We start from the raw sequence: 18,436 nt of genomic DNA on the forward strand, positions 1-18,436 counted from the left end.
ATAAAATTAAATAATTAAACGATAAAGGTCTGAGATAATCTGTCAATTCATCATTTTAAACAGATGCTGCTTATATAATTTACCAACGGGAATTTGAATTTTCTCTATTTCTATAACATCAGAGCTAAAGGAAGTCACCTTATTGATAGCCACAATATAAGACCGGTGAGCACGAACGAAAGCATCTTCAGGAAGCATTACCTCTAAAGCTGTGATGGAATACTTCGTAATCACCACTCCCTTCTCTGTAAATATTTTAACATAGTCCTTCAAACTTTCAATGTACTGAATGTCCTTAATCAACACCTTAACCATCTTCCGGTCTGCCCTGAAATACAGGAAAGTCTGATTTGGTATTACCGATTCCTGTTTGCCCTCCTCATGATAAGGAGTTACATCCTTTGGAAGCACCTTCATAATCGCCTTTAAGAAACGGTCGAACTGAATAGGTTTCATCAGATAATCCGCTACGTTAAGCTCAAAAGCCTGCAACGCATAATGCTCAAAAGCAGTCGTCAGAATCACCACTGGAGGTTCCCGTAATGATTTTATAAGCTCAATACCACTTATTTGTGGCATCTGCACATCCAGAAAAAGCAAATCAATGGCATTCGTTTGTAACACGGCCAAGGCCTGTAGTGCATTGCTGCATTCATCTGCCAATTTCAACATAGGCACTTGCTCAATGTACCGCTTTAAAATCTCTCTTGCCCGAGGCTCATCATCAACGATCAGACAGCTGAATGTTCTTTCTGCTTTCATTAAAGTAAATTATAGGTTCTATAGGTTTATCGAACGGTGCATAATCCAGCCAAAGCTTTAAATTCACGATGTACATATCCTCTTCATCCAAGGCTTGAAACTCATATTTACCAGCATAAATCAGGTCAAGCCGCTTTTGTGTATTTGCAGTTCCTATTCCTGAAGGGGATGCCTTTACGCCGGGTGTCTTGCCATTAATCAGTTTCATTACTAATAAGTTCTCATTTAGAGTCAGCTCTATACTGATCCACGGATCACGGATCATCTTACTGGCTCCATGTTTAAAGCAATTCTCTACTAAAGGGAGTAATAACAAAGGTGCTATCCGGAGTGTTCCTGATGATGAGGGCATATTTACTGAAAGGTCAAGATGCTCATCATACCTAACTTTTTCCAATGCAATATAATCCCCGATCATTTTTAGTTCTTTATCCAATGGCACAAAAGGCTGATTACATTCATACAACATGTAACGCAGCAGTTCCGATAAACCAAATATCATATTGGAGGCTACTACCGATACATCCTGCGTATAACTATAGATATTATTTAAGGTATTAAATAAAAAATGTGGATGCAGTTGTGCCTTCAACATTTGCAGTTCGGCACTTACCTTATCCTTTTCCATACTTAATGCCGCCTGCTCTTTTTCGTAAAAACATTTCATGAGTTTGATGGCAGCGGCTAGTCCGCCAATGGTGATACTCCCACGCAAACCGGCTAGCATCGCCCCTCCAAGTGGTATATACAATGGTTGGCTATGAATAATATTTTGATTAGGGATAAATTGTTGACTCCGGAAATTCCTTAAATATTCGATGATGGTTAAAGATAAAAGTCCTGAAATAAAAGCAGTAATCAGGAATATGATGGTAGTTAATACCACAGCTCTTCCATATCTCCCAGTAATTACAAAACGTGGTATGACCATATACATGAGCGAATACGCCATAAGTATATGTGGAACCAAATAGATTAGACTCTCTGGTGCGGTAAAGTTAATCCGTTCCAAAAAAGTTTTTTGTTGTAAAGCTGGTGAAGGTGAAAATGAATATAAAAATACCTGAAAAACAAACCACAAGAACCAGAATACCACATGACGTAATACCCGCCATTTAGGTTGGTTAGAAAAAACGAATGGTAAAGAATCCATAAACTGCAGCTTTGTTTAAAGATACAACTCTTCCTATAAAAAGATTTACAACCTGATGATTATTAGACCAATGTACTTAAAAAAGGCACCAAATACTTTGGTCGACGATGAAATGATTTAATACAATCAAGATCACTATATAACTACTTCAAATTCTTGCTGGTCTACTTTCCAAAAAACTAATTAACAGGCCTATTACCTTTGAATCAGCAATAAGTCAAACTCTTAAAATTAAACATCATGAAAAATCTATTTATTACAACTGGTATGGTCATCATGACTTTATTATTCGCATCAACAGGAAATGCACAAAGCCGATCCGCATGCATCCCTAAAACAGGATACTGGGTTTTAGTTTCTAATATCCATGCAAAAAAGGCAACCACTGTTCAGTTTTATACCGATGCCCACCAACTTATTTATGAGGAACAGGTTAAAGATCAAAAACTAAATCTAAACCGTCTAAAAACACTACGCTGTCTTCGAAAAGGGTTAGACTCTGCACTTATTGCCTGGAATCAGCAAAAGAAAGCATTATACAATAAGAATTGGATTGCTGCCAATTTGAAATGACCAAAAAACTCTGCCTTCTTCAATCTGACAATAACGTATCCATGTCTGATTAAAGAAGGCGGAGTCTTACTATGGGAGAGAAAATAATATCATCAGATTGTCCAGGCGATCAAAAAAATCCACACTGTTTAAAATAACTATTGACTACCCTAAAACATTAATTCAACAATAACACTTAAAATCTCAATTATTTATACTTTTTAAAAGTACCAACTCCTTTCACAAATGGCATAAAACTAACAGCAGCTCCCCCTCCTTTTGCAAGATTAAGTTTCAATTTAGTAACACTCGTTACTATATATTGATGGATAGTGTAAGCTTCTGGGTTTTCCTGCCAGTCAGCATACTCTGCATCAGCATAAACCGTTGCCACATACTTCCTGCCTTTATCTAAAAAGTTAAGCCCTATCTTTGTCTTTCGCGCATTTTCATCCGTAACTGCACCTAAAAACCAATTGTCCTTCCCTTTTTCTTTGCGGGCAATCGTAATATAATCCCCAGGTTCAGCTTCTACTATTTTTGTGTCGTCCCAATCAACCGGTACGTCTTTAATAAACTGAAAAGCATCCATATGCGCATCATAGTTCTCCACCTGATCCGCCACCATTTGAACCGGACTATATAGCGTAACATAAAGCGCAAGTTGTTTTGCTAAGGTAGTATGGACCTGTCTTCCGCTAACACTGGAATAACCTTTTAACTTAAATATTCCGGGAGTATAATCCATCGGACCACCCATCAGGCGTGTAAACGGTAGAATGGTTTCATGTTCAGGGGGATTTCCATCACTGAAAGCATTGTATTCATTTCCTCTTCCTGCCTCTGAAGCCATAAAATTAGGATAAGTGCGATGCAAGCCTGTAGGCCGAACAGCCTCATGTACATCTACCATTACCTGATGTTCTGCCGCTTTTTCCAAGACCCGGATATAGTGGTCAACCATCCACTGCCCGTCATGGTGCTCTCCTCTTGGGATAATTTTCCCAACATAGCCTGTTTTTACAGCCGGAAATCCGAATTTATTCATAAACCTATAAGCCGTATCCAGCTGACGCTCATAGTCGGTAGCTGCTCCTGATGTTTCATTATGCATAATCATTTTCACCCCTTTTGAGGCAGCATAGGCTGTCACTTCATCCACATCATAATCCGGATAGGCTTTTACAAAATCAAACACTTTTTCTTTCCAGTTGCCAAACCAATCTTCCCAGCCAATGTTCCACCCTTCTACCAGAACTCCTTGCACACCATGAGCAGCTGCGAAATCTATATAGCGCTTAACATTTGCCGTATTTGCACCATGTGTCCCATTGGGTATCAGCTGACCTTTGGCATTTAAAGTATCCGACCGGTTCGCATAACTCCAGGTACTCTTTCCAGTTTGCATTTCCCACCAAACGCCCACGAATTTCATCGGTTTAATCCAGCTGGTATTTTCAATAACAGAAGGCTCATTTAAATTCAATATGGTTTTAGATGCCAATAAATCAGCAGCATGATCACTTACAAGAATAGTACGCCATGGCGTCTTACAAGGCGCAACTAAATAAGCCTTATTGCCTACTGCATCAGGTACCAAACTTACAGTCAAATTAAACGTATTTTTATCCACATGTAACTGCATAGCGGAATAATCCTGAAGAGCTGCCTCATGAATATTAATATAAAGCCCATCAGCTGACTTCATCATCAATGGCGTTTGAACTCCCTGCTGATCTGGTGCCACTCTCACAGCGATATCAGTTGCGGCCTTAGTTACCTTCCAGGAGTCCACTTCAGTCAATTTGCTGGTAGTATACTTATATTCATTCGTGTCATAATCCGCAGGAATCCAGAAAGTTTTATGATCACCGGTCAGGTGAAACTCAGTCCGCTCATCACTTACAATAAAGTATCTTAACCCAGGCTGTTTAGGAAATTCATACCGAAAACCCAGACCATCTTCAAACACGCGGAAGATGATATTAATTAAGCGGTTCGGACTGTTTTTTTGTCTCAGTTGAACTACCAGCTGCTCGTATTTATTTCTAATGGTGCTCAGCTCTCCCCATACCGGATGCCACTGCTCATCCACCTGTGTGGTTTCCGTCTTAATAATTTCCAGTTGCTGATCAAAAGCAGTATCATTTAAGAGATCAATACCGAGATGTGAATTCGCAATAACCGCTTTACCTGCGAAAGAAACAGCATAACATGCCCTGCCCTCCGGATCCAGCATAAATTTAAGTTTTACCTTATCCATGCTGGCCTCAATTATTTTATTTTGCTGCGCAATCACATTACCGGCAACGGTAATCATCCATAAAAAAATAAGTAGTTTCTTCATTTAATGGCTTTTTAATCTTTTAAATGCTTCGTTTAAAATTAATTTCATTTGTTATTCTCATGGAAATCAAGATTATATTCGGAGGAATATAGAGGCTTAAAGCCTTTATAAAGATCCTTGTAAAAAGCCTTGAATTCACTGCTATAGGTATACGTTATGCGGTCGGAGCGATAAGGTTTATTTGTGATCCCTTCAGGCGTTAAAAAACCAAGAACCTGATGCTGATCTCTTAATACTGCTACCTTTATGTTGCCATTTTCCATGGGAAATTTTAAAACAGATAACCCACTCGTACCCTTTTTTAGGTTACCGTTCAGGCTAATAAAAGCAGGCGCTTTAAGCAAGGTTACGACTTCAATAGAGTCTTCCCATTCCGCTGGTATAACCTCTTCCTGGAAAGCCACCACTGGAATATTGAAAGGCTTTGGTTGTATCGAATGCTTGTATTTTTTAAAAAACACAATAGCCACATCTTTATTCTTGTAAGGTGAATCTAATCGCTCCCAGACGCTTTTATAGTAATTCAACAAAATAGAAAAACCTTCATTATGATTCACTTCAGGCGCAAGATGATGCCCTTCTGGGTAATCGTTCCAGGTAATTACATTAAATAGAGACACATCCTGATCAATCCCAAATTCTATTAACTTTCTAAAGTTATAAGACAGTCCCGTTGTAATATATTTCCTTTCTACATGCGTAATACCTGCCTGCACTGCATCTTCAACATGGTGATACATATCCCATGTCCCTTTTTTAAGTAGCTTTGACGTGTAAAAATCATTAAACACAGAAGCGGTAAAACTCCGTTGTCTCCGTTTGCATTCTGCAGCAACCATAAAGCCAATATAATTCTCACCAGAATAAGGTAACGTCCAGATCCATGTAGCTGGAAAATAATCCATAAAATCATTCAACTCCGTTTTACTTATTTGTTTGTTGATCGTAAATACGCAGGCAAAATGCTCATGTACAGCATCAGCAAGACGCTTATAAGCTCTGGCCATATAAAATTGATCAGGTAAACGCTTTTCCCCTGAGGGGATATCTGCCAGCGGCTCACCATCCCAAAGGTAGACGATTAACCTGCCGTCAGGTGTACGAAGCCAATTTGGATTATCTCTTCCTGCTACATCCAGAATATGATTCATTCTTGATGCAAACTCCTCAATTTTTAGTGCCTCTGTTTTGCCATTAGGATGTGATATACAAAATGTAAACTTGAACTTCATGTTCTTTTTTTCAGCTACCCTAAAATAAGCCAGGATGATTTCATCGTCCGTAGTACTGCCTAAAGTATAATAGAACTGGAAGCCATCAATACCCGAACGCAAAGCAGCACGCATCTCAAACTCCACTGATTCCTCAAGGGACGCATTGGCCATTAAGCTATCTACCATGACTTTAACTTGTGTCAGTCCCCCTAAAGGTGCCGAACTATTCCCTTCTGCCGTATAATACTTTGGATTGCCACTATCTTCTAAAGGATGCCCTTTATAGCGGATTATATTAGTCATACAATGTGCAATAACCAGTTTTTCCGAGCTTATTGGCAAACTTAATTCCGGTAAGTTTTTTAAAGAGTCTTGGCCAAATAAGCAATTGCTATACAACAAACACAAAACATAAAAAAATCGCAAGCTTAAACTCATCATTACATACTGTCTGTTAGTGTTAAACAAGAGCAGGGAGCATTCAGATCTCCCTACTCTTTCTTATTGTTTAGTATCCTGGATTTTGCTGACCTGCAATCTTTTCATTAGCATTAAACTCTGTTAAAGGAATTGGCCAGGAGTAACTTTTAGACTCATTAAAAGTTAAAGGAGTAGACAGATTTCTTGCTTTTCCGAAAAAGGCTGCTTCCTGAGGACCTAAGTGCCAGCGACAAATATCAAACCACCATAAACCTTCGTGAAAAAATTCAGCCCAACGTTCATAGCGCAAGGGATTTCTTCCAAGCACAGGATCATTAATAGCCGGAGTAACAGCTGTAAGAGAAGTATAGTCCCTTGCCGATGCGGTATTGATTGGCAAGTCGTACGCTCTGCGCCTCACCTTATTGATGTATTCCAAACCGGTTGCAGCATCACCTGCGCCAATATTAGCTTCAGCATACAAAAGATACACATCAGCCATCCGCAGGAAGTACCAGTTCCATTTATCATAGTTCACGTTATTGATGTGGTAATCAATAGCAGCATATTTTCTGAATCCCCAACCATACGTATTCGGTTCGCCTGCTAAATAATCAGGTTTGGATACAGGAACATCCTTCCTTGGCCCTCCATTCCAATCAATATTCAGCACATCAATCCAAGGTTGTACGAGATTAACATATAGGCGAGGATCGGCAGTTTTATTTGTCCGTACCGCTACTGCTTGTGCCCGGTAAGCAGGATCCATAATTCGCGCCGGATTATCCGGACTTGCCGGCAACTGACTGTTGTATGCCGGATTAGCAACAAGCGTATAATACCCCAATGGGTATCCAAAACGAGTTATATTCTTATCATGAACACCCAGATTACCGCCATAACCTAATGCTCTGGAACCTGTCTCAGTACCAGTTTCACTCAATATATAAGGTGACCAGATCACACCATTCAAAGTAGACGCATTCGGATTACCTCCCCAGGGACCATAATTACCGTTATTATTGGCATCCACATTCAACTCAAACAAAGACTCTTCATTAAATTCATTCGCCGTATTTCCATTAAAAGCATCTTTGTATTTTGCAAAAGGCATTAAGGTTTTGCCACTGTTATTGATGACATCCAATAAAGTTGTTTTTGCATTGGCCCAATCCTCCGTAAACACATAAGCTTTTCCCAGCAGCGCTTTAGCAGACCACTTAGTCACTCTTCCAACCTCTGTTGCAGGCCAAACTGTATTTTCAAGTAAGACAGTCGATTCTTGCAGATCAGTGATAATGAAATTCCAAACATCACGTGCAGATGCGCGACCCTGTTGGGTAGCTTCTAAATTCTTAGGCACCTCTTTATACAAAGGAACTCCCATTTTAGCATCATTTGCCCCTCCAGCCTTCAAATAGGCTTCACCGAACAGGGTTTCCAATTGAAAATAATAGAAAGCACGCATAAATTTAGCCTGTCCACGTACAGCATCTATATCCGCTTTCTGCGACGCTGTAGCAGAATTTGCTTCAAAGAAATCTGCCGCTTCAAGCGTTACGTTGCAGGTAGTCACGCCGGCATACAATGCAGTCCAGGCATCTTGCGACCTGCTATTTGTAACACTCAAGTTATTTGCAGTCATTTCATTCCATGCCTGATCACCATTATAGTTTGCATCACCCGCATGTACCGCATCTTCCAACGCTTTAGGCATGAGGTTAAAACCATATAAACCCACACTTTTTAAATTACCATAGGCAGGGTTTAATATCGCATTCAAATCAGCAAGTGTGGTAGGAAAAGATGAAGTTGACAGTTTGTCTGTAGGAACTACTAAATCCGGATCATTTTTACATCCTCCTATACAAACCAGCACCAGGAGTATTATATATATCTTTTTATACATCTTATTTATTTTTAGGTTTTGTTAAAAATTCACATCTACACCAACAGAGTAGATCCGCGTTTGAGGATATTGACTCACTACATCTATGCCTCTGGAAGTTACACCCGAATAGCCTGATGGTGAAAAGGATGCTCCCAGTTCAGGATCCAAACCGCTGTATTTCGTGATGGTGAATAAGTTATTGCCCATTACAAATATCCGTGCACTTCGCATTTTCACTTTAGTAAGCAGTGCGCTGGAAAAGGTGTAGCCAATTTGCAGATTTTTAAGTTTCAGGTAATCGCCCTTTTCAACAAAGTAACTGTTCACTGTACCGTAATTCCCATTGGGATCTAACTGAAATGAACCATCCGCGTTCACTACCCCTAATCTAGGCTGACTGGTCAGTTCATTTCCACTTAAGAAAGAAGCACCCCACACTTTAGGAGAGGTATTACCATCAGAAAATGGACGCATTTCATACGCTTTCACCCCATTGAAAAGATCTACTCCCGCTACTCCGCTAAATAAAAGTGCGGCATCAAAACCTTTAAAGTTCAAACGGATATTCGCGCCATATACTAATTTAGGATTTGGATTTCCGATAACCTGCCGATCGAGGTCATTGATAGTTCCATCATTATTTAAATCTTCAAAATGAAGATCTCCCGCATGTGCCGCAATGCCTCCTACCAACTGACTGGATGCTTCAGCATCTGTTTGAAAGATCCCTAAAGATTTGTATCCATAAAATGAACCAAAAGGCAATCCTTTTCTGGTAACCGTGATAGTTTGGTTAGGCATAATCTGAAAGGCCACATCCCCATTATTATAATAGTTGTATCCGTCAGTCAGCTCTGAAGTAGTTTGAGTAGTCAGTTTGGTTACTTCATTCTTATTCAGGGCGCCCGTGAAGTTAATATCAAAACCGAGCTTACTTACTTTTGACCGGTAACCAACCATCAACTCTACTCCCTTATTACTTACAGAACCGATGTTGGTTAAATAAGCTCCGGATATTCCTGCACTAGGTGCCATAGGTAAAGCATAGAGCATATCATCTGTCACTTTGTTATAGTAATCCGCAGAAAAGTAAAGTTTACTACTAAAGAGTTCACCATCTAAACCCAGGTTGGTTTCTTTAACAGTTTCCCAGTGCAGATCCGGATTAGGGATAGCACTGTATGTGGTTCCAGGGATGATAGTTCCGTTAGGTGAAAAGTTTGCACCTCCAGCACTTCCATTTCCGAAACTTGCAAATGGCTGGTAGACAGAAAGGAACGAATAGGCAGCAATATTGCTATTTCCCAATTCACCGTAACTTGCTCTGATCTTCAGCGTATTTACTGCAGGAATCAAAGACTTCAAAAAAGGTTCCTCAGAAATATTCCAGGCGGCCGATACTGCAGGAAATACACCCCTTTGTTTGTTGGGACCAAAAACGGTGAAGTTGGCATCCTGCCGGATAGAACCAGACAGGTAATACCTGCTGTTATAGTTATAATTCAAACGAGCAAAAAGCGATTTAACCAAGCCATTATCATCTTTCTGCCCTGTATAAAAATAGGTAGTGTTTGCAGTCGGAATAAAAGAATACTGTTCAGCAGCATCGGTAGAAACATCGCTTGCTGTTACGTTGATGTTATTAAACTTACTGGTAATCTGTTCATATCCACCTACCAAATTCAAATTATGGTTATTGAACGACTGGTTGTAGGTTAGGATATAGTTTGTCAACAAAGACTGACTCTCCACCGAAAGCTTATTCAATGAGTTTTTCCCTATCCCTACTCCTCCAATTGAAAAGGCATTTTGAAAATAATTCTGTTTCTGGTTGTAAAACGAATAACCTAAATTGCTTCTAAAAGACAAATTCAAAGGAAGTTTTATCTCCGCATATAAATTTGACTGGAAATTATTCCTAAAATCTTCTACATGTGCATTATCGATTGCCCCAACAGGATGCGTTCCTGAAAAAGCAAGACCAGGATACCCAGTGGGCAAAGTACCATAAGTTCCATTCGAATTGAACAATGGAATAATTGGAAGCGTCCGGAAAGGAGCATTATGCAACTGCGCTTCCACACCAACGTTTTGCGGATTAGAGGTACTTCTTCTGGAAACCGATACTTGTTCTCCGAATTTAAGCCAGTCGCCTATTTTAAAATTAGTATTGATTCGAGCGCCACCAATATTAGAGAAATTATGACGGGCAACTCCCTCCTGTTTGTTATAAAAACCGGAAATCAGGTAATTGACAATTGGTGCAGAACCACTGAAAGATAAGTTATGATTCTGTTCTGAGGCGTCATTAAAAATCTCATCTATCCAGTCTGTATTAGCAAGTGTATCCAATCGGTCAGCATTGGCAAACCTGGTTGGATTAATGATATTCTGTAAACGAATGTAATCGTCCTTACCAAGCAGGCTTCCCACTTTTGCGGTAGTTTTGCCATAACGATAGTTATAATTAAACTGAGGAATAGTTGTTGTTCCTTTTTTCGTGGTAACCAAAACAACCCCTCCTGCAGCAGCTGCACCATAAATAGATGCTGCCGCTGCATCCTTTAACACATCTATCGACTCAATATCCTGAACGTTTAAGTTAGAAATATCACCCATTCGGATTCCATCTACAATATACAATGGATTCGGTTGATTCAAGGATGACAAACCTCTGATCACTATGGAAGGAGAGGCATCAGGAGCCCCGGAACTCTTTACGACATTGATCCCAGCCACACGACCTTGTAAAGCTTCAACCGCATTCGTTATTGGCTGACTGCTAAACACATTTCCTTTTACCGAAGCAACCGAGCCTGTAAGATCTTTTCTTCTTTGCGTACCGTATCCTACGACAACCACTTCATCCAACTGCTTCGTGTCTTCCTGCAAGCGAACATTGATTACCGGACCTTGCGAAGCACTAACTTCCCTGGTTGTAAATCCAATCATGGAAAATATTAATACATCATTTACTTTATTTACCTGAATCGTGTAATTCCCGTTATTATCGGAAGATTGACCTGTTGAAGTACCTTTCAGCTGGATATTTACACCTGGAAGCGGTTGGTTTTGGGAATCTGTTACTTTCCCTCTAATTCTTGTTTCCTGTGCTTGAGCTACATAAGAAAACAAAAGAAAAAACAACAGAGCCATGCTCTATCTACTGATTTTTTAGTCATAATGGTTATTCTCTTAGTTTATAATTGGGTAGTTGGATCTACATTCGATTAAATCACAAATGCAAACCAAAGGAATAACTTAAATGATAACTTCGCAATACCCCTTAATGAGAATATAGATGGAATTTAGAATTATTATTATTAATAATTTGAATAACAATCACTTACAAACCTAAGAGATAAGTAAAATATAAACCCCAAAAGTAAAATAACCTTATACAGCCTTTATGAAAGGATGGCTTTTTCAAATTCCTCGTTAGCTATCATGGATTTATTTTTAATTCGGGCTTTATAATTATAGATGGTGTTCATGGAGTACTCCAAAATGGAAGAAATCTTCTCATTTTCAGTAATTCCAAGCCTGATTAAAGCAAAGATCCGCATGTCGGTATTCATCAGCTGACCAGGTCTGAGCTTTACCTGATGCTCAGGCTCAAAAAAGGAATTGTATGTTTCTACGAAATTCGGGAATAGAGTTAAGAAGGCTTTATCGAAATTTAAAAAGAGTTCATCTCTTTCATCTTTCAGGTTTATGTTACTAACGAGCTTTTGAATGTCATCAAACTTTTTAGTGATGAGTTTATTGCTCACAGACTTCTTGAATCTATCCAGTTTGGTAATGTATTCCGAAATCAGGTTAAAAAAGTAGCCAATGTACTGCTCTTTAATCTTTTCTGCTTCGTTGAGCTGATGTATCGTATCTTCCAGAGACCTATTTGTTTCCAGAATAATTTTGTCTGCTTTTTTTAATCTTCCCAATTGTCTTGAAATGATGATTACAAAAAGTACAACCACAACGACAAGTAGAGTTAGCAGCACTACAAAAATGATTAGATTTCTACTTTCTTGCTCTACCGAGTTTACTTTACCACCTGCAATCAACATTAAGGCATTACTTACCTGAACTTTTCTATGTCTTGAGCCATAATAAGTGGCATCATTCATGGCTTGGTTAATAAAAGCATAGGCATTTTTGATATCTCCTTTTTGGTACAGGAGCATCGCCAGGTTAAGCATTGCAGCAGCTTCTTTCGTAGAAGCACTGATGTCGGCCTCTGCAGCCTGAAGCAATAGGTCTATTGCCTTATCAGGATTATTTTTCCGTATGTAAATATCACTCAGCGTAGAGTAAGTGACCGCAATCTGATGATCATTCAGCGGATAGTGATCTATTAACTTTTTAAGATAAACAGCACCTAGATCATTTTTACCACTTTTTATTAACTTCAGTCCATTGTTATACTGATACTCGTAAGATTCAGGATCTGACAAAGCCAGTGCTGAATCAATAAACTTGTCCGCCCTTTTATTATATAAAGGGGTATAAAATTTGTCCTTATCAAAATCTGCTAAATCATAATATGCATGCGCATTTAAATAATAAAAATCCTTTTTAGTGCTATCCGGCAATATGTTCACCTGAATTGTATTCAATGAATCAAAGGTTTCTTTAAACATCCCTGCAGAAAGTAGCACAAAACCTAATTTTATCTTCCCAGTGGCCATTTTAACTGGATCCTTTAGCTTTTGTCCAGACTCCTGCATCTTGTGCGCATAAAAAAATGCTTTATCATAATTGAAAGATTTATACTCATCATAAAGCCTTGAATATATAACATAGGTGCTAACCAGATTTCGATTTGACTTACTCTTCAAGGATTTCTCCAGGCTATTGATACGGGCTAACTTTTGATTATCATAGTGATCCTTTATTGCGATGTTTTGATTAAGCCGGGATAACGACTGCTCAAAATTTGATTGTGCCCAGGCGTAATTGGAAAGAAATAACAAAATTAATATAAGGATCTCTTTAGTTGATCTTAAACAGAATAGAAGTTTCATCATTAGGTTAATCTGGTTTCACAAAAGGCAAGGACTGTTGGTATTATTGAATACATACCAACTACCAAATCTATATTATAATATTCAAATTTTTCAGATTCTTTGTTTCATAACAAAATGAACTGAGCAAGGCAAGGAATTGCGTATAGAATGTAATCTCGGCATTAAAGATTCCAATAAGACAGCAGTAAGAATCCAGTATAAGTCCAACTGTAGGGTCTTTAAGTCGGACTTTTGTCGGAAACATACTAGTATAAATTTGCTATAAATAATAATGTCTTACCTATGTTATTTACTCTTTGTAGTAATTTCATACCGTCTTCTGGCAGATCTACTTTTCCGAAAACCATAAAAGTAGGGCAACTATAGGTCAGAAAGCAATGATCCAAGGAACAGCAGGTTCGGTAATCAAGAATTTAGATTATACAACAAAACCAAGCTGGCTCTATAATAGCCAGCTTGGTTTTGTTAATTTTTTACTAAGAAGGAGAACTTGTTAGTAGTTATTGTAAGCTCCGTTCACATTGACATACTTACCTACTTTATTACCTGTTCCAATCAATGTATTAGCAGAAGCACTGTTACCATTGGTTGCTGAACCATCAAAAAGTACTACCCCATTGTCAGGTCCTAAGCTGGTATTAAAAGTATTTTTAGTGATCGTGTTCTTGATACTTCCAGCTCTTGCATAGAATGCATTTCCGACTTTTACTTTACCTGTATTACCTGAAATCTTTCCTGATCTGCAATTTACAAGCATCATAGCCATTCCATCAGTGGTAATTTTATTGTTGGTAATGGTAAAATTGATTGCGTCATTGATTTCTATACCTCTGATTTTGTTTTTGTCAGAAGTAGATCCGGTTAGTTCAAAAACGTTATTACTAATGGTCCAATTCGATTTTGTTCCTGCTGAACCTAATATTCCGGTGAAGCCATAATTATCAGAGTGAAAGTAATTATTATTGGTTTCCAATCCTATTGTACCTGCGTTTTCAATTCCATAATATATAAAAGGGGAACTTTTCATCCTCATGTTATAGAATTCATTGTTATTAATTTGTCCGTTTGTTGAATATCCACTTACAGATACACATGATGGTGCAGGACCTGATTGTATGGTTCCTATATCAAAGAAGTAATTATCATGGATATAGAAATCTTTAAATCGGGCTACATTCTGGTTAGCATGATTTTGAAATTCGATAGCCATACGTCCGATACTTTCAAAGCGGTTATTAGCAACGGATATATATTTTACCATGGAGTTAGTACCCTCACTCACTAGTTTAATACCGTTTCCCTGTGATTCAGGGTTAGTGAATGTACATTTATTGATGTTTATACCATCCATTAAATCATTTGCTCCAAAAGCAGCGATAAAGATTAATCCTTCAGCATCATTTACAGTGCTTACGCGGGTAGATTTAAATGTAATAGAGGAAATTTCAATATTGTAAGCATTTCCTAAGAGTGTAATTATTTTATTGGTGGGGGAAACAAATATAGTTCCTGCTTCACCGTAAATTTTAAGATTTGTAATGTTTTTGATGTCAAGGGACTTACTAATCAAATAAGTTCCTTTAGGGAAGAACAACGTTTTATTACTACCAATAAGAGCCTGAATTTTAGATTGTTGATCGCTTTTTCCATCATTAGTGATGCCTAAACCTTTTACATTCGAGGTGGCAGAAACCGTTTCTGCAGATATTGGACTGGTTGTTGCTGGTTGAAGATCAGCGTCTTGTTTACAACTGCTAATTATAGCGAAAATTGAAACTATAAGAATAATTCTTTTCATTTTAAGTAATTTTTGTGGATGAAATTCTTTTAAACTTTTAAATTGTATCCTTCTACTTAAAAGAGGATCAATGGGTTACGAATATTTTTTATTTTTAGTTTTTTTGGCACGGCATATAAATTTTCCATTTGACCTAAAAACAAGAAAGTGCTCTTATTTTAGGTCAGTGAATATATTTCCTCAAAGCGAGCAATATCATCCCCTAACTAATTAAACAAATTCATCAATTAAGAGACGTTAATGCGTGACTAATAATAATTTAAGACCCGTAAATTTGAGAGTGACAGGTTGTAAATAAGCAGCAAAAAAGCCAGTAATTATTTTAAAACTACTGGCATAATATTTGCGAAAACGCCGAACAATAATTACTATAATTATTTTTAAAAAGGTTTTGATTTTTTGACAAGATTTTTTTTCCGCTAATCATTATGATAATGTTCGTATGAAATAGTAAGGTTTTTGACTAATTAAATATTTTGATTTAAATTAATATTTGGCTTTAATTAATTATGATACTTGGTTACGGTACGAAATGCCTGGTTTAAATGATGATTATAATTTCTCTTGCAGTTAACTGATAAAATTGTTTCTTTGGCTTTCCTTTTCATTGTATAAACATCTGCCACGCCCTCTTCAATATCCTTAATGATTAATGGAATTTCCAAAATAGGATCGTTTACAATAAATCCATTTTCCCTATGTGTGATCATTTCTTTCAAGATATCGGTTGACGAAGCTATAATAATTTTATTGTTGTACATCACTTCAATCACAAACAACTGACCAGCTGCACCGGAATTACTTTTAATTAGCAATAAACATGCTTTTGACCTTCTAACCAGTTCTGCAAAATCCTCTCTCGACACATCGTGCAATAGAATTACGTTTGCAGGGATGTCTATAGACTGTATCTCAGTATTCATTCCGGAGTAACAGATGACCAATGTGGCATCTATAGTTCTGAAAACTTCAATGAGTGTGGCATAATCCCGATGACTATATCCGCCTGAAAAGTAAAACTCATCTGGAATCTTGTCCCAATCCGCCTTTTTTGTATACTGATTAAAAAGTATTTCTTGTGGTTTAGGTTCAAAAACCAACGGAATGTAATGAATATTAGAAATGTTTATATTGAAAGATTGAGAATAAAGATCTCTTTCAAACTGCGAATAAACAAGAAGGGCATCGTTCTGCCTGAAAAGATGCCTGAATAGTTTTTTGAATAGAGAGAAAAACTTCTGGTTATGCAAAAAAAAACCTTCCCATATAAATGAAATCTGTTTTTTTAACAAACCTAACTTTCTGAAAAAAAGCAAAGGAACTGTAATATAAGAAACACTAATAATAGTATCAGCACTTCTTAATTCTTTTAAATGGCTTAAACTTTCAATAGAATCCGTGATCAGCCGATAAACCAAGACCCACTTGGGTTCTATAGAATTCATATCACGATTTAAAATAATTGTTTTTATCTCTTTATCGATACAATACTCCATTAGATTACCTGGTAAAAATCTGGAGGTGATTGTCATAATCTTCATCCAATATCAGTTATGATTCTTCAATCAAATTATACCAATAACTTACACACACCCCATAATCCGCACAATGGATAAATACATAGCACCTTTTTTTCATACTTCTGATTAGTCTCTAAACCACTATATTATTTGTTCGATTTAAAAATAATACGATTTTTGCTACGGTTTTTTATAAAAGTTTCATCTGTATTGGCTTTGTGTATTAATATGGTAGAAAACGAGTAATAATTCTCACAATTTTATAATGAAGTACACATAATTTTTATCTATGAATGGTACATATTTTTTTATAACTTCAACCGAACATATTTACACACAAAAATTATTAATCGCTCTCATCGATTCATAATTTTAAAGCTTACTATTTTTTTTCTAATGAAGGTTAAAAAACCTGCTTTTATAATTTTATTACTACTTTATTGTTGTTGTTTTAATTTAGGATGCACTCCGCATCATAAAGATGTACCAACCGCTACAAATGGCGTCATTGATTTACGCGGGCAATCATTTACTAAGGAAATTGCTCTTGATGGAGAATGGGCTTTTTACTGGCATCAATTATTGAGTCCACAGGACGCTGTGTTTAGTAAAGCAGACATGATCCATTTCCCTTTTAGGTGGGATGGTTATACATTAAATGGAAAAGTACTACCATCTTTCGGTTATGCTACTTATAAAGCAACTGTGCTATTACCTAAATCAGCGGAACCTTACCAAATTGTGGCACCTACTTTATATTCCTCTTATCGGCTATTTATAAATGGAAAACAAGTTGCCGAAACAGGAAAAGTAGGAACTTCCGAAAAGAATACTATACCATTTTGGGAATACAAACCGGTAGATATAACGGAGACTAATGATACATTAAACTTGGTATTGCAAATTGCAAATTTCACACATAGCAAAGGAGGCATCAGTAAGTCTATAATGATTGGCAAAAAGAGTATTGTTGAATTGAATAGAAATCGTGATGTAACGATGAGCCTGTTATTAACAGGATGCATTATAATGGGTGGCCTTTTCTTCTTAAGCTTATATATAAATGAAAACAGAGAAAAAGCAATCTTGATGTTTTCGCTATATTGCTTCACATACAGTTACCGAATGATCGGTATGGACAACAGTATTGTCTATTCGCTTATGCCAGGTCTCAGTTGGGCTTTCTTTCTACGCTTAGAGTTTATTGGCTTATTGCTAAGTATAGGCCTTTTTAGCAGCTATATTAAAAACCTATACCCTAAAGATGTAAACAAACGAGCTGTGAATATATTGAGTGTAGTTTGTCTGATCTACACTATTATAATTATTTTCACAAAACCAGTGTACTTCAGTAGCTTATTAAGCCCTTTTTTAATTTTTGTAGCGCTTTACTTACTCTATTTCCCCTTTGTGCTTACAAAGGCATACAAGAATAAAAGACCAGGCTCTTTATATTCCCTGTTAAGCATGTTTGCGCTATTTCCAGCTTTTCAAATTTCTTTGTTGCATTTTTGGGGATTTATTCCATTGCTACCGTTTACTAATTTTATTTTATACTTAGCTTTTTTCTTTATGCAATCCATGGTTTTATCTCATCGGGTATCGTTTAAATTGAAAAAAGCTAAAGCGGAAGCAGAACAAGGGTTAGTAGCTAAAAGTGACTTCTTAAGCAATATGAGTCATGAAATAAGGACACCACTAAACTCTGTGATTGGCATGAGCCACCTTTTGCTGAAAAATAATCCAAGAAAA

At 37.3% G+C, this 18,436-nt stretch carries 11 protein-coding genes; 2 read left to right on the forward strand and 9 right to left on the reverse strand.

Annotated elements, in window-relative coordinates; genetic code table 11:
* Window positions 1–42: 42 nt before the first annotated feature.
* Both ADIARSV_RS03995 and ADIARSV_RS22345 read right to left on the reverse strand, forming a co-directional pair.
* Entirely contained in the window at window positions 43–762 is a 720-nt protein-coding gene (locus tag ADIARSV_RS03995; protein WP_016194102.1) for a LytR/AlgR family response regulator transcription factor, read from the reverse strand.
* Window positions 725–1,915, reverse strand: coding sequence for a sensor histidine kinase (locus tag ADIARSV_RS22345; RefSeq protein WP_235048356.1), 1,191 nt, complete (start codon window positions 1,913–1,915; stop codon window positions 725–727). Before ADIARSV_RS22345 ends, ADIARSV_RS03995 begins: the two co-directional genes overlap by 38 nt.
* A 240-nt stretch (window positions 1,916–2,155) precedes the next feature.
* Here ADIARSV_RS22345 and ADIARSV_RS04005 point away from each other — a divergent pair, with 240 nt between their 5' ends.
* Window positions 2,156–2,488 (forward strand): hypothetical protein, encoded by a 333-nt coding sequence (locus tag ADIARSV_RS04005; RefSeq protein ID WP_016194106.1) that lies wholly within the window; start codon window positions 2,156–2,158, stop codon window positions 2,486–2,488.
* Window positions 2,489–2,675: 187 nt separating this feature from the next.
* Here the strand turns inward: ADIARSV_RS04005 and ADIARSV_RS04010 are convergent, their stop codons facing one another.
* The 7 genes from ADIARSV_RS04010 to ADIARSV_RS04040 form a co-directional block, all read right to left on the reverse strand.
* Window positions 2,676–4,814, reverse strand: coding sequence for a glycoside hydrolase family 97 protein (locus tag ADIARSV_RS04010; protein WP_016194107.1), 2,139 nt, complete (start codon window positions 4,812–4,814; stop codon window positions 2,676–2,678).
* 44 nt (window positions 4,815–4,858) lie between these two features.
* Window positions 4,859–6,331: a hypothetical protein gene (locus tag ADIARSV_RS04015; protein ID WP_016194108.1), complete on the reverse strand. Its 1,473-nt coding sequence runs from the start codon at window positions 6,329–6,331 to the stop codon at window positions 4,859–4,861.
* Window positions 6,332–6,536: 205 nt separating this feature from the next.
* On the reverse strand, window positions 6,537–8,357 hold the full coding sequence (locus ADIARSV_RS04020) for a RagB/SusD family nutrient uptake outer membrane protein (protein ID WP_016194109.1): 1,821 nt from the start codon (window positions 8,355–8,357) through the stop codon (window positions 6,537–6,539).
* A 21-nt stretch (window positions 8,358–8,378) separates the two neighbouring features.
* Window positions 8,379–11,495: a SusC/RagA family TonB-linked outer membrane protein gene (locus ADIARSV_RS04025; protein WP_016194110.1), complete on the reverse strand. Its 3,117-nt coding sequence runs from the start codon at window positions 11,493–11,495 to the stop codon at window positions 8,379–8,381.
* 251 nt (window positions 11,496–11,746) lie between these two features.
* Window positions 11,747–13,366 (reverse strand): DUF6377 domain-containing protein, encoded by a 1,620-nt coding sequence (locus ADIARSV_RS04030; RefSeq protein ID WP_152439763.1) that lies wholly within the window; start codon window positions 13,364–13,366, stop codon window positions 11,747–11,749.
* Between the two features lie 493 nt (window positions 13,367–13,859).
* Window positions 13,860–15,164 carry a glycosyl hydrolase family 28-related protein gene (locus tag ADIARSV_RS04035; RefSeq protein ID WP_016194113.1) on the reverse strand — a complete coding sequence of 435 codons (1,305 nt, stop codon included), beginning with the start codon at window positions 15,162–15,164 and terminating at the stop codon, window positions 13,860–13,862.
* A 503-nt stretch (window positions 15,165–15,667) separates the two neighbouring features.
* Window positions 15,668–16,609 carry a glycosyltransferase gene (locus ADIARSV_RS04040; RefSeq protein WP_160166638.1) on the reverse strand — a complete coding sequence of 314 codons (942 nt, stop codon included), beginning with the start codon at window positions 16,607–16,609 and terminating at the stop codon, window positions 15,668–15,670.
* A gap of 471 nt (window positions 16,610–17,080) precedes the next feature.
* On the opposite strand from ADIARSV_RS04040, the gene ADIARSV_RS22975 reads away from it, so the two are divergent.
* On the forward strand, window positions 17,081–18,436 hold a 1,356-nt coding region (locus ADIARSV_RS22975), incomplete at its 3' end, for a 7TM-DISM domain-containing protein (RefSeq protein WP_040299020.1).

Source organism: Arcticibacter svalbardensis MN12-7, from assembly GCF_000403135.1.
In the GTDB taxonomy this organism is placed as follows: Bacteria; Bacteroidota; Bacteroidia; order Sphingobacteriales; family Sphingobacteriaceae; genus Arcticibacter; species Arcticibacter svalbardensis.